The sequence below is a fragment of the Nocardioides ochotonae genome (assembly GCF_011420305.2).
Classification (GTDB): domain Bacteria; phylum Actinomycetota; class Actinomycetes; order Propionibacteriales; family Nocardioidaceae; genus Nocardioides; species Nocardioides ochotonae.
In genome coordinates, this window is sequence record NZ_CP061769.1 from 1,840,048 (window position 1) to 1,853,031 (window position 12,984).

Consider the following 12,984-nt stretch of genomic DNA (forward strand, 5'->3'; position numbering starts at 1 on the left):
CGTCAGTGCGCGGCGACCACCGCATCGGTCGGCGGCGTGAGCTCGGCCTTGGGGCCGCGGATCAGCGCGAACGAGGTGAGGGCGCCCAGCACCATCACCCAGGCCGCGGCGAACAGGACGTCGCCGTACGCGCCGGCGAGTGCGGGCATCCGCGCCGTGCCCGAGGCCACGGCGTCGGTCACCGAGGAGGTGTAGAGCGCGGTGAACACCGCGACCGCGATCGAGCCGCCGACGTGCATGGAGGCGTTGGCGAGCGCGGAGGCGACGCCGGCGTCGTGCGGGTCGACGCCGGAGAGGGCGAGGTTCTGCAGCGGCACGAAGATCAGCGAGAAGCCGAGCCCCATCACGACCATGCCGGGGAGCACCTCGGACCAGTAGCTGCCCTCGGCGGTGATGCCGCTGAGGAAGAAGAGCCCGGCCGCCACGAGGAGCGGGCCGACGGTGAGCACCACCCGCGGGCCGAAGGTGGTGAAGAGCTTCGTCGAGATCGGCGCGGTCGCCATGATGACGACCGTCATCGCGACGTTGCCGAAGCCGGCAGCGACGGGGCTCATGCCCAGCACGATCTGGAAGTGGAAGGTCAGGTAGAGCATCGCGCCGACCATGACCACGCCGACGAAGGCCTGCAGGAGGAACGCGCCGCCGCGCACCCGGTCGCGCACCACGCGCAGGGGCAGCAGCGGGTGGGAGGTGCGGCCCTGCCACCACACGAAGACGGCCAGCAGCACGCCGCCGACGGCCAGGAAGCCGATCGTGTCGCTCTCGGCCCAGCCGTGCTCGGCGCGCGCGAAGCCGTAGATCAGCGCGCCGAGGCCCAGCGCGACGGTGACGGTGCCGAGCACGTCGTAGCGGGTGTCGCCCTCCGCCCTGCTCTCCACCAGCAGCAGCTTGCCGCCGATCAGGCCGGCGACGACGAAGAAGACGTTGACCAGCAGGCACCAGCGCCAGTCGGCGTACTGGGTCAGCACCCCGCCGAGCAGGAAGCCGAACGCCGCGCCGGTGCCGGCGATGATGCCGAACACCGCGAAGGCGACGTTGCGGTCGCGACCGCTGGGGAACAGCACAGCGACCATCGCCAGGGCGGCGGGTGCGAGCAGCGCCGCGAACACGCCCTGCAGGCCGCGCGCGGCGATGAGCTCACCGCCCGACTGCGCCAGGCCGCCCCACACCGAGGCCGCGCCGAAGCCGACCATGCCGACCATGAAGGTCCGCTTGCGGCCCCAGTAGTCGGCGATCCGCCCGCCGAGCAGCAGCAGCGCGGAGAACGTGACGGCGTACGCCGTGACGACCCACTGGCGCTGGCCGTCATCGATGCCGAGGTCGGCCTGGGCGGCGGGCAGCGCGATCGCGACGATCGTGCCGTCCAGGACGACCATCAGCTGGGTGAGACCGAGTACGACGAGGGCCCACCAGCGGGTGCTGGGGGAGGGCGGGGATGAGGACATGCAGGAATCTCCAGAGGGTCCAAGGGGGCTCTGGAGGTTTCCAGCCTCGGACCGCCGGCGCGAAGCGCACGTTCGCCTCACCCGGTCCGTCCCGGGTCAGAAGAGTGAACTCTACGCAAGGCACGCTCCGAGCGCGTGCTGGCGCCGGGGTGAGGTGGCCGACACTGCCCGGGCCGGGCTTCAGCGTCCCCAATTCTGTGAGAAAACCCGCTGGCAGCGAGGTCTAATCGCCGCGGGATGTGGATACGTTGATTTTCATGAGCACCCAAAAGATTGCCATCGCCTTGGGCGCGACCGCGGTCATCCTCGGGGCCGCAGGCTGCGCCAAGGAGAACCCCACCACCACGACCGAGTCCGGCGCCAAGCTCGTCTCCGACGGCACGCTGACCATCTGCACCCATCTGCCCTACAAGCCCTTCGAGTTCCAGGAGGGCGGCAAGGTCGTCGGCTTCGACCCCGACGTGCTCACGATCGCCGCCGACGCCGAGGGCTGGGACACCGAGATCGTCGACATCGGCTGGGAGAGCATCGTGTCCGGCGAGGCGCTCAACACCGGCAAGTGCGACGTCGCCGCAGGGGCCATGACGATCACGCCCGAGCGCGAGGCGGTCATGGACTTCACCGACCCCTACTTCGAGGCCACCCAGGCGCTGATGACCAAGACCGGGTCGGGCATCTCCTCGCTCGACGACCTGGCCGGCAAGACCATCGCGGTCCAGGACGCCACCACCGGCGCTGATTACATGCGCGACAACGCCCCGGACGGTGCGGAGATCATCTCCTTCGAGGACTCCAACCTCATGCAGCAGGCGGTGAAGACCGGCAAGGCCGACGCGGGCGTCAACGACAACGGGCTGCTCAACTACTTCGTCAGCCAGAACCCCGACGTCGAGATCGTGGACGAGTTCACCACCGACGAGGCCTACGGCTTCTCGGTGAAGAAGGACGACAACGACGAGCTGCTCACGATCATCAACGACGCGATCGCCAGCGACGACTACGACAAGGCCTACGAGAAGTGGTTCGGCAAGGCGCCGAGCCAGTGAGCGCGCCGCAGCACCACCCCGTGATCCCCACGCCGAAGGGCTGACCCATGGCAAGCCCACGCCAGCGCGCCAGAAGACGGCGCGCGGTTCAGTACGTCGTACTCGTCCTCATCGTCGTCGGGATCGTCCTGCTCGCCGACTGGGCTCAGTTGCGTCGCGCGTTCTTCAACTGGGACCTGGTCAAGGAGCAGTTCCCCGACGTCATCACGATCGCGCTGAAGAACACGATCATCTACACCGCCTGCGGCTTCGCGTTCGGCCTCGGGCTCGGCCTGGTCCTGGCGCTGATGCGGCTGTCCAGCATCGGGCCGTACCGCTGGATCGCCACCTTCGTCATCGAGCTGTTCCGCGGGCTGCCGGCGCTGGTGGTCTTCATCGGGCTCAGTGTCGGGTTCAGCCTGGCCTTCCCGGACCGCGAGATCCCGTTCGGCAACCTCGGGATCGTGACGCTGGCGCTCGGCCTGGTCGGTGGCGCCTACATGGCCGAGACCATCCGGGCCGGCATCCAGGCGGTGCCGAAGGGCCAGATGGAGGCGGCCCGCTCGCTGGGCATGTCCCACTCGCGGGCGATGATCAGCGTGGTGATCCCGCAGGCGTTCCGGATCATCCTGCCGCCGCTGACCAACGAGCTGATCCTGCTCACCAAGGACTCCTCATTGGTCTACATCCTGGGACTCGCGTTGAGCGACTACGAGCTCACCAAGTTCGGTCGCGAGGCGATGAACGCCAACGCCAACATGACCCCGCTCGTCGTGGTCGCGCTGTGCTACCTGCTGATCACGGTGCCGCTGTCGATCGTCGTACGTCGCATGGAGAGCCGTGCGGAGAGGGCCCGCTGATGAGCATCGGACAGTCCAACGCTGATCGCAGTCACGCCGCGATCGACGTGCAGGACCTGCACAAGTACTTCGGCGACAACCAGGTGCTGAAGGGCATCGACTTCCACGTCGGCAACGGCCAGGTGGTGTGCGTCATCGGCCCCTCGGGGTCGGGCAAGTCGACGCTGCTGCGCTGCGTGAACCTGCTGGAGGTCCCCACCAAGGGCAAGATCCTGATCGAGGGGGAGGAGATCACCGACCCCGACGCCGACGTGGACAAGCTCCGCTCGAGGATCGGGATGGTCTTCCAGCAGTTCAACCTGTTCCCGCACATGACGGTGCTGCGCAACCTCACCATCGCCCAGCAGAAGGTCGCGCACCGTCACAAGGGCGAGGCGGTCGAGATCGCCCGCGCCAACCTCGCGAAGGTCGGGCTGGCGGAGAAGGAGTCGGCCTACCCCGCGCACCTCTCCGGCGGACAGATGCAGCGGGTCGCGATCGCGCGGGCGCTGTCGATGCAGCCGGACATGATGCTCTTCGACGAGCCCACCTCCGCGCTCGACCCCGAGCTGGTCGGCGACGTCCTGGCCGTCATGAAGGACCTCGCCGCCGAGGGCATGACGATGATGGTCGTGACCCACGAGATGGGCTTCGCCCGTGAGGTCGGCGACAAGCTCGTCTTCATGGACGACGGCGTGATCCTCGAGGAGGGGGACCCCGCCGAGGTGCTGGCCGCCCCGCAGCACGAGCGGACGCGGTCGTTCCTGTCGAAGGTCCTCTGAGGGACCGGCTGGCGGCCGTCCGCAGCGATGCGGACGGTCGTCGGCCCCGCTCGATGGGTCAGGGCCGTCAGCCCGGGAGATGGACGAAGAAGGGGATGCCGGACTCGGCCAAGGCATCCAGCACCGCGGCATCGACGGCCCAGCCTGTCGCCCCCGCGAAGAAGTGCCATTCGAGGCGGTAGCCGAGGTCGATGAGGTCGGCGTCCTTGTCGATCTGGCTCTGCACCGCCGTGGAGCGAGCGGCAGATGGCCCGGCGCCATCGACGGCGGCGTGAGCCGGCACGAGCGTCTGTCCCCATCACGTCTCCCGCGTCTCGAGCCGGCGCTGGCCGACTCTAGGGCGTGCGCTTCCCCGGTCTGCCCGAAACCGAGGAAAGTCGCGCGGAGGGGGAGCGGCGGTCTACACGGCACCGAGCAGGGCCGTCCAGTCCTGCAGGTCGGCATCCCAGCCGCCCTCGGGACGGTCGTGGGCCAGAAGCACCGATCCTCGGCCGTCGGCGCTGGTCAGCACGATGGCCTGCTCGGCGGGCGCGCCCGGTAACGCGTAGGCCGCGCGCGGCCCGACGAGGGACGCGTCTCCTCCGCCCTGGCCGTACTGGTCGCACGACTCGTAGGACCCCTCACCGAGTCGCTCGCCGACGTCGCCCGACTTCACTCCTGGACCCGCGGCAAGCCGGTACTCGCGGCCCTCGAAGTGGAAGGGGCTGACGCAGTCGACCAGCTCGCTCGGCCCGTCCTGCTGCGCGTCGGGCTCTCCTCGGCCTCCGGCAGGGCTCGCGCAACCGGTGGACACGACGGCGAGGAGGAGGCCGGACAGCAGAGAGGGGGCGATTCGCATGACTGATGGACGCCCACGTCTTCAAATCGGTTCCCTCAGCCACGAGCAGACCTGGCTCGTTCCGACGGGTCGGTGCGGTTGTCCACAGGTGCCCTGACCTGCGACAACGACTGGCCGGGACTGTCGGTGGTGGGTGGTTGAGTAGGTCCATGGAACCCTCGTTCGCACCCCGATCCGGCCACCCGGTGGCCGCGGCGGTGGCGTGCGTGCACGAGGCACTCGACGCCGTGGCTGATGCGCCGGTGTGGTCGCTGAGCGAGGCCGAGGCCGGGGCGACGCTGCTGGATCTGACGTCCGAGATCGACCGTCTGCAGGAGCTGCGGCTACGGGTCGCGGCCCACGCTCACAGCATCGAGGTCGGCGACGCGGTGGGTGCGACCAGCACCGCCAACTGGTGGGCACACCAGTCCCGTCTGACCCGCCCGGAGACGCACCGGTTGATGCGCCTGGCCCGGGCGCTCGACACTGGGCACCACGACGGCGTCCGTGAGGCGTTGGGGGCTGGGCGGATCCACTTGGATCAGGCGCAGGTGATCACCGACGCCGTCGACGATCTGCCCGAGGACCTCGTGGACGACGACACCCGCGCCAAGGCTGAGGAGTTCCTCCTCGAGCAGGCGGGCGAGCACGACGCGATCACCCTGCGTCGTCTCGCGAAGCGGTTGGTCGAGGTCGCTGCGCCTGAGCAGGCCGACGCCGCCGAGGCCGCACGGCTGGAGCGTGAGGAGGCCGCGGCGCGTGCTGCGGCCCGGCTGACGATGTCGGATGACGGGCACGGCAAGACCCACGGCCGGTTCACGATCCCCACCCATCACGCAGCGATGCTGCGCGCCGCACTCCTCGCCATTGCCGCTCCGAAGCACCAGCAGGCGGTGAACGGTGCCGGACCTATCGGGGCTGAGCCGCGGCCGGGTCCGGAGCGGATGGGGCAGGCGTTCTGTGAGTTCCTGGAGCGCTACCCGAGCGACCGGCTCCCCGACGCCGGCGGTGTCGCCGCGACCATCGTGATCACGATGACGCTGGACTCGCTCCTCGGCGGGCTTCGCGCGGCTCACCTGCACACCGGCGAGACCATCTCCGCCACCGAGGCGCGCCGCCTAGCGTGCCAGGCCGGGATCGTGCCCGCCGTCCTCGACGGCGAGGGCCGTCCCCTCGACGTCGGCCGCAAGCGCCGGTTCCACACCAAGTCCCACCGCGTCGCGCTCGCCCTGCGCGACGGCGGCTGCACCGCCGACGGGTGCGACTGGCCGCCCGGCCTGTGCCACGCCCACCACGACCTGCCCTGGTCCCGCGGCGGCACCACCAGCGTCGCCACCGGCCGGCTCCTCTGTCCTCGCCACCACGCCAGAGCCCACGACCCCGCGTACGAGACCAGGACCCTCTCCGGCGGCAAGCTCACCTTCCACCGACGCTGCTAGGCCGACCGGCCGCGTCTGGCACCTCCTGCGGTGGTCTTCTGCCGTCTTGCTGCCCGGGGACTAGGGCTTCTCCAGCCTGATCCGGGCATAGGTCGCGCTGAGCTCCCACTCGACGTCCTCGCGTGCGCGGATCCGGATGCTCTCCTGCCCGGGCTCCAGCCTGATCAGGACGTCGGTGGTCGCGGAGGTCCCCGCCGAGCAGGAGATCGCGCCGATCCCGGCGTACCTCACGGTGCCCGCCGTCAGGCAGGTCACCGAGACGATCACGGCGGATGCCTCCGGCGGCCGCGGCCCGAGCTGCACGGTGCGGGAGCCGCGGTCGCCGACCCCTGTCCCGCTGCCGAGGGCGACGACCCGGGGGTCGTCCGGCGACGCGACCGGGCCCCGGGTGGACGGTGGGTCGGGAGTGACGCCGGTGTTCGGGTCGGTGGCGACCAAGTCGTCGGCCTGCGTGCCTCCTCCGCCCAGGGGCAGCGCCAGGGCGCCGACCAGGCTCACCGAGGCCGCGGCGCCGATGACCGCCGCCGCGGCGCGGCGTCGACGCCGGCGGGCGCGCGCCACTCGGCGCAGGGACACCAGGTCGAGGCGCAGCGGTGGTTCGGTGGCGTCGAGCTCTCGTCGCAGACGGGTCTGCAGGTCTACGTCGGTCATCGTTCCTCCTCGGAGGTGAGCACGAGCTCGGGCATCAGCCGTCGCAGGGTGGTGAAGGCTCTGCTGGTGTGCGTCTTGACGGTGCTCTCGGACACGCCGAGGATCGCCGCCACCTCGGCGACCGGCAGGTCATCGAGGAACCGCAGCGCCACCACCGCCCGTTGCACGGGCGAGAGGTCGTGGAGGGCAGCGACCAGGGTGGGGGACAGATCGGGGCTCTCGGACTGCGCGGTGTCCGGGACGACCTCGGTGGGCGACTCGCGCCCGTGGCGACGGAGGTGGGAGATGCTGGCGTTGACCACTGCCCGCCACGCGTAGGCGTCGACGGTGTCCCTCCGGATTCGCGGCCACGCGAGGAACAGCTTGACCAGCACGGCCTGGACCACGTCCTCGGCGGCGTGCCAGTCGCGGACCACGACGTACGACGTGCGCCGCAGCTGCGCGGCACGCGCGATGACGAACTGGTCGAACTCCGCGTCCTGCTGATGCCGGTCCATGCTCGCTCCTCCCGGGCGTCTCACCCTCTCTACGCGCGGGAGGGGTCCGGAGGTCTACATGGCCGCGAACAGGCCGGACGCGATGCTCAGGAAGGCGAAGCCCACCCCGAGCACGCCGAGGATCGCCGTGGCGCCGCCGACGTTGCGGGCCGTGGCGTCGGGGGAGGCGAGACCGCGCTTGGCAAGGATGAGCGCCGCGATGGCCAGCAGGCCCTGGACGACACCGACAGCGATGACGGTGTCGTGGAAGGAGCCCGAGCCGTCACGGGAGACGAAGGTGTCCAGCGCGAGCACCCAGGAGCCGTCGTTGAGCATGCTCAGCACGGCGAGGGTGAAGCCGGCGATCGACGCGGCGGTCGGGGTGAGCCAACTGTCGGCTGCTGTGTCGGCGAGTGAGGCTCCGTGCTGCTCGGACATGGGTCCTCCTGTGCTCGGCTGTGGAGCGCTGAGGCTATCCCGCCCGGCGATCACGTGTGTTCTCGCCGGCCCCGAAGTCGGCGGCCTGCTCGACGAGGTAGGTCTCCGCACAGGCCAGCATCTCGGACCACTCGTCGGCGGCTATCCGCGTTCGAATCCGTTCGAACGACCCGAAGAGTAAGTCTGAATCTGTGGAGAACTGCCGCTATGGCGCCACGATGAAGTCAGTGGTCATGGTGGGACTCGTCGACGCGCACGGGCGGCTCCTCCTGCAGGACGCGACGAGCTCGCGCCGGTCGAGCCCGAGCAGTGGCGCCTTGTGGGCGGTGGGGTCGAGGCCGGCGAGTCACCGGAAGCCGCTGCCTACCGAGAGCTGAGGGAGGAGACGGGGATCGTCTGCGACGACCTCGGCTGGCTCGGGCAGCATGACCTGCCGTGCGCCTTACACGGCCGGGACCTCGTGCATCTCTTCACCGCGGATACGTCGCTCACGGATGCGGACGCGACCTGTGGCGAAGGGTGCCAGGTCGTGTTCGTCGAACGGAGTGTGATCCCCACGCTCGCCCTGGCGGCGACGCGGTGCCGCCGGTGCGGTGAGCCTCGGCCGATGAGTTTCGGGCCGATGAGTTCCGGGCCGATGAGTTCCGGGCCGATGAGTTCCGGGCCGATGAGTTCCGGGCCGATGAGTTCCGGACGCGGATCCTGCCTGTCCTCCTATGACGCGGATCATCGCCGACATCTCGGTCTCCCTCGACGGTTTCGTCACCGGACCCGATCCCGGGCCGGCCAACGGGCTGGGCGACGGCGGGGACGGCCTGCACGCCTGGGCGTTCTCCGAGGACCCGGAGGACGGTCGGATCCTGCGGGAGGCGGCGGCCCGGTCCGGCGCCGTGGTGATGGGGCGCCGGCTCTTCGACGTGGTCGACGGGCCGTGGGGCTGGGACGACGAGACCGGGTACGGCGCGGGTGAGGCCGCACGGCCCGGGTTCTTCGTGCTCACCGGCTCGGCGCCCGCCGCGGTGAGGCTCACCGACCTCGACTGGACCTTCGTGACCACCGGACTCGCCGATGCGGTCGCCGCGGCGCGCGTGCACGCCGAGGCGGAGTCGGCGCGCGCCGGCACGGACCTCGATGTCGTGGTGATGGGCGGCGGTGCCACGGTCGCCTCCGCGGTCGACGCCGGCCTGATCGACGAGCTGACCCTGCACCTGGCGCCCGTGATGCTCGGCTCCGGCACGCCGCTCTTCAGCGCCGGGGCGCCGCGCACGCTGGTGCAGCGCCGCGTCGTACCGACCTCGACGGCGACACACCTGACCTACGACGTGCGCTGAGCCGGGGCGGCCGGCGCCCGGGTGGGCAGGGCACGCAGGCGGGGGTCGGGGCGTGTTCGCACATGCTGCGCTCGTCCCCCGGTGGCCGCGACGTCGGCGCGTCCGCCACGACCTCGAGAGGCATCGCCACCCGGGGTCCACCGCGACGAGCCGAATCACCTCACGGTGAACTTCCTGGTCACCTTCGCGCCGCTGCCGGTGTCGTTGCGAGCGGTCACCGTGACGGTCAACCTGCCCGTGGCCAATCGCTTGCGCTTGACCGCGAGTCTCGGTGCCGACACCACTTTGGAGACGAGCCTCTTCCTGCCCTTGGTGATGAGAACCTGGTAGCTCGTCACCGTCCCTCCGGTGCGCGGACCGGTCCACGTGATCGTGCGTGTCGATGCCTTCGGCGAACCGGAGACCTTGATCTTGCCGACCTTGCCGGGCCTGGGCGCCTCGGCGATGACGATGTCGGTGATGTTCGACTCGCGCTGGTGGTAGTCGTCATCGCCGGCTCGCGTGGCGACGACACGACAAGTGCCCGCTGCGCTCGCGTGCAGCACTGCGGGTGCAGACCCCGAGATGCGGCACATGGTGGCGCCGGTGGCGAAGACCAGGAACGAGTAGGCGCCGGTGCCTGAACCGCCGGAGGCCTCGAGCGTCAACGGTGTTCCGGCCACTCCCCGAACCGATGCGAGGAAGACCTCGTCCTGGTGGAACTTGGGCATCCGGAAGGTGACCGGCTCAGACGTGGTGGGCAGGTAGCCGAAGTCGCCGTCCTTGGTCGCCGTCACGATGCACGTGCCCGGGGTCTCAGACGTCATCCGTTGATGGCCGTCGCCACGGTCATACGTACCGCAGCCACGCGCGGTGCCGTCGACGACAGTCAGGTGCACACGTCCCATGCCGCTGCCGCCCGAGCTGATCGCTGCCCAGTCCCACCCGACCTCGACGAACGAGACCGTGAGCGGTGCCTGCGGGGCGTGCGCGACCATCACGTCCGTCGGCGGCGAGCTGACCGCCCTGTGTTCCGCGTCGGCGGACTTCGTGGCGGTCACCTCACAGATGCCGGCATGGTGGGCCACCAGATACTTCCCGTCCTCGATGACGCACGTGCCGATCTGGTACAGACCGTCGCCGAGCGGTCTCCTGGCGTAGTAGGTCATCGCTCCGGTGCCCGAGCCGCCGATCGTGGTCAAGGCAAGCGGTTGGCCGTACACAGCAGCGAGTGACGTGAGGGCCAACGGCTCCTGGTCCCGCTTGACGAGGGTGACGGCGGTGGCGGGTGACTGCGCCGCTTGATAGCGACTGTCACCCGCCCGATGCGCCGTGACCAGGCAGGTCCCCTCTGACTCAGCGAGCAGACTGGCCGCGGAGACCCGGCAGCCGGTGGCCGTTCCGTTGGCGACCGCGTAGCTCACCGCGCCGCTTCCTGAACCACCCTCGGAGCTCAGCGCCAGGGCGAAGCCCGCCGGCCCGGACGTCGACGTCACCCGCAGCGGCGCCTGTACTCCCGTGGTCTGGGTGAGCGTGGCTCGAGGTGACGTCACCGAGCGATACCCGCCGTGGCTGGCCTTGACCGCGGTGACCTCGCAGGTACCGAGGTCGTCGGACACGAGGGACGGCGGCAGCGTCGGCAGGATTCGGCAGCCCGAGGCCGTGCCGTCTACAGCGGTGAAGGTGACGTTGCCGCGGCCGGTTCCGCCCGCCGTGGTCAACGGCACGGGCACGTTGAAGGCGCCGCCCGCCGACGTGATCCTCAAGGGTTCCTGCTCACGGAAGGCGAAGTCGACGGGCTCGACGGCACCCACTGCACACTTGGTGGCGCCCGCGACAGGTCCCGCCATGCCCCGCTGGTCCACGCGCTCGCACAGCGTATGCCCCTCCACCACGGTGCCGACCGGAATCCGGTTCACGGCCGGGCTCGTCGTGGCTGGCCGCATCGTGAGGAGCTGCCCGCCGTTGTCCGCCAGCGGTCCGAGCTGCGCCGGCGTACTCGCCTGGTCGCCCGGGCCGCTCAGGTCGCAGGTGGCGTCGTCGCCGAGGTTGTGACCGAGGCTGATCAGGCTGCCGGGATTGTTGGACTCGCATCCGCCGCCGCTGTTCCGGGCGAGGATCGTGCCTGCATAGGCGACCTCACCGAACCCGGTGCTGACGGCACGCCCCCCTGTGTTGCCTGCGATGGTGCTGCTGAAGACCTTCGAGGACCCGGTCTGCATGTTCAGGGCACTACCGAAGGTTGCCCAGTTCCCGTTGAACGTGGACCCCGCGACCACCATGTTGACGCCGGACAGCGCACCACCTCGAGCGGCCCGGTTGCCCGTCAGCGTGCTGTCGACCACGGTCAGCAGGCTGTCGCCAGCGCTGACCCCGCCGGCGTCGCCGTCGGACTCGTTGCCGTCGATCACACTGCGAGTGATCGTGGTGGGGACTCTCGTCCACACTCCGGCTGCGTGGACGGTGGCCGTGTTGTGCGAGACCACGCTGTCGACCACGGTCAGCGATCCGGGCTCACTCTTGAAGACCCCAGCGCCGTAGGCCGCGTGGTTGCCGGTCACCGTCGCCCGCCGCAGCGTCAGGGATCCACGCGTGGACCGCACGCCAGCGCCCATTCCGCCCCACTGGCCACTGAGGATGCGACCGTGGCGGATCGTGATGTTCTCGAGCACCAGCGGTGCGTCGGTATCGATCACTCGGTCGAGATGCTGTCCGTCGAGCGTGGCGTTGCTGTCCGCGACACCGATGATGGTCGTCGTCGCAGTGCTGCCCGGGATCTGGATGTGGTCGTGGACGACACCGCTGACCCAGATCGTGGCTCCGCTGCCGGTCTTCGTCAGTGCGTGAGACACGGTGGCACACGGCGAGGCAGCAGACGAGCAGTCGTTGTCGCCATCGATTCCGGTCGACGAGACGTGGGCCACTGTGATGGGTGCGGATGCTCGCGCAGGAGGCCCGGAGACCGCGATCGAAGCCAAGGCCACCGCCGTGGACAGGGCGATCGCGAGGCCCCCTCGAAGTGCGCGGCTGACCTGTGGGGCGTGGGGGCGGGGCACGATGATTCTCCTCGGGTCTTGCTTGGCCCGAGCGGCAGCGTGCAGACATGGCGCGCGCAGAGACGCGGCACGAAGTTAGCGCACCCAGGACGGTCCCGGAGGACGATCCCACCCATTCGAATCAGGTCGCTTCGAGACGAGGAGCGCTGGGTGAGCACTGTGAACCGCCTCAGTTGCGGAGCCTCTGGCAGCACCTCCGACTCGACGGGGGACGACGACACCGGGTACGGCGCGGGAGAGGCTGCCCAGCCCGGGTTCTTCGTGCTCACTGGCTCGGCGCCCGCCGCGGTGAGGCTCACCGACCTCGACTGGACCTTCGTGACGACGGGGCTCGCCGATGCGGTCGCTGCGGCGCGCCGGCACGCCGAGGCGGAGTCGGCCCGCGCCGGCACGGACCTCGACGTCGTGGTGATGGGCGGCGGGGCCACCGTCGCCTCCGCCCTCGCAACGGGCCTCGTCGATGAGCTGACCCTGCACCTCTCACCCGTCGTGCTCGGCTCCGGCACGCCGCTCTTCAGCGCCGGGGCGCCGCGCACGCTGGTGCAGCGCCGCGTCGTACCGACCTCGACGGCGACGCACCTGACGTACGACCTGCGCTGAGCGTGGCCGCCCGTCGCGTCGACGGGTCGCGGCGGCGGAAACCGCCCCGGAATCTCATCGGATGACTCCACTACACCCCATGAGGGGAGCCGGGATGCGTCGCAGT

General features: G+C 70.2%; 13 protein-coding genes and 1 pseudogene. 7 read left to right on the plus strand and 7 right to left on the minus strand.

The genetic code is table 11. The features are described 5' to 3' along the window. Positions 1-2 precede the first annotated feature (2 nt). Positions 3-1,445 carry an MFS transporter gene (locus tag HBO46_RS08925; protein WP_166138747.1) on the minus strand — a complete coding sequence of 481 codons (1,443 nt, stop codon included), beginning with the start codon at positions 1,443-1,445 and terminating at the stop codon, positions 3-5. A gap of 257 nt (positions 1,446-1,702) precedes the next feature. Between HBO46_RS08925 and HBO46_RS08930 the strand changes: the two genes are divergently transcribed. Genes HBO46_RS08930 through HBO46_RS08940 form a run of 3 tightly spaced genes read left to right on the plus strand, consistent with a single transcriptional unit; the run spans position 1,703 to position 4,091 of the window. Then, a complete protein-coding gene (locus HBO46_RS08930; protein ID WP_166138744.1) occupies positions 1,703-2,491 on the plus strand; it encodes a transporter substrate-binding domain-containing protein in 789 nt (262 codons plus the stop codon). Between the two features lie 47 nt (positions 2,492-2,538). Further along, positions 2,539-3,330: an amino acid ABC transporter permease gene (locus HBO46_RS08935; RefSeq protein WP_166138741.1), complete on the plus strand. Its 792-nt coding sequence runs from the start codon at positions 2,539-2,541 to the stop codon at positions 3,328-3,330. After that, positions 3,330-4,091 carry an amino acid ABC transporter ATP-binding protein gene (locus HBO46_RS08940; RefSeq protein WP_166138740.1) on the plus strand — a complete coding sequence of 254 codons (762 nt, stop codon included), beginning with the start codon at positions 3,330-3,332 and terminating at the stop codon, positions 4,089-4,091. The genes HBO46_RS08935 and HBO46_RS08940 overlap by 1 nt, the downstream gene beginning before the upstream one ends. A gap of 67 nt (positions 4,092-4,158) precedes the next feature. Here HBO46_RS08940 and HBO46_RS08945 read toward each other — a convergent pair whose 3' ends face one another. Then, positions 4,159-4,317, minus strand: a complete 159-nt coding sequence (locus tag HBO46_RS08945) for a hypothetical protein (RefSeq protein ID WP_166138737.1) — start codon at positions 4,315-4,317, stop codon at positions 4,159-4,161. A gap of 174 nt (positions 4,318-4,491) precedes the next feature. Continuing rightward, positions 4,492-4,929 carry a hypothetical protein gene (locus tag HBO46_RS08950; protein ID WP_191480222.1) on the minus strand — a complete coding sequence of 146 codons (438 nt, stop codon included), beginning with the start codon at positions 4,927-4,929 and terminating at the stop codon, positions 4,492-4,494. A gap of 149 nt (positions 4,930-5,078) precedes the next feature. On the opposite strand from HBO46_RS08950, the gene HBO46_RS08955 reads away from it, so the two are divergent. Then, positions 5,079-6,347: an HNH endonuclease signature motif containing protein gene (locus HBO46_RS08955; RefSeq protein ID WP_166138733.1), complete on the plus strand. Its 1,269-nt coding sequence runs from the start codon at positions 5,079-5,081 to the stop codon at positions 6,345-6,347. Between the two features lie 60 nt (positions 6,348-6,407). Here the strand turns inward: HBO46_RS08955 and HBO46_RS08960 are convergent, their stop codons facing one another. Genes HBO46_RS08960 through HBO46_RS08970 form a run of 3 tightly spaced genes read right to left on the minus strand, consistent with a single transcriptional unit; the run spans position 6,408 to position 7,912 of the window. Then, a complete protein-coding gene (locus HBO46_RS08960; RefSeq protein WP_166138731.1) occupies positions 6,408-6,998 on the minus strand; it encodes a hypothetical protein in 591 nt (196 codons plus the stop codon). Continuing rightward, on the minus strand, positions 6,995-7,495 hold the full coding sequence (locus HBO46_RS08965) for a SigE family RNA polymerase sigma factor (RefSeq protein WP_166138728.1): 501 nt from the start codon (positions 7,493-7,495) through the stop codon (positions 6,995-6,997). The genes HBO46_RS08960 and HBO46_RS08965 overlap by 4 nt, the downstream gene beginning before the upstream one ends. Positions 7,496-7,549: 54 nt before the next feature. Further along, a complete protein-coding gene (locus HBO46_RS08970; RefSeq protein ID WP_166138726.1) occupies positions 7,550-7,912 on the minus strand; it encodes a hypothetical protein in 363 nt (120 codons plus the stop codon). 199 nt (positions 7,913-8,111) lie between these two features. Here HBO46_RS08970 and HBO46_RS20755 point away from each other — a divergent pair. After that, positions 8,112-8,384: pseudogene (locus HBO46_RS20755) on the plus strand (NUDIX hydrolase); the annotation flags it as partial. Positions 8,385-8,628: 244 nt separating this feature from the next. Continuing rightward, positions 8,629-9,243: a dihydrofolate reductase family protein gene (locus HBO46_RS08980; protein ID WP_166138723.1), complete on the plus strand. Its 615-nt coding sequence runs from the start codon at positions 8,629-8,631 to the stop codon at positions 9,241-9,243. Between the two features lie 155 nt (positions 9,244-9,398). Here HBO46_RS08980 and HBO46_RS08985 read toward each other — a convergent pair whose 3' ends face one another. Beyond that, positions 9,399-12,074, minus strand: a complete 2,676-nt coding sequence (locus HBO46_RS08985) for a choice-of-anchor Q domain-containing protein (RefSeq protein ID WP_224769455.1) — start codon at positions 12,072-12,074, stop codon at positions 9,399-9,401. A 354-nt stretch (positions 12,075-12,428) separates the two neighbouring features. On the opposite strand from HBO46_RS08985, the gene HBO46_RS20555 reads away from it, so the two are divergent. Next, positions 12,429-12,878 carry a dihydrofolate reductase family protein gene (locus HBO46_RS20555; protein WP_224769456.1) on the plus strand — a complete coding sequence of 150 codons (450 nt, stop codon included), beginning with the start codon at positions 12,429-12,431 and terminating at the stop codon, positions 12,876-12,878. The last annotated feature ends 106 nt before the right edge of the window (positions 12,879-12,984 follow it).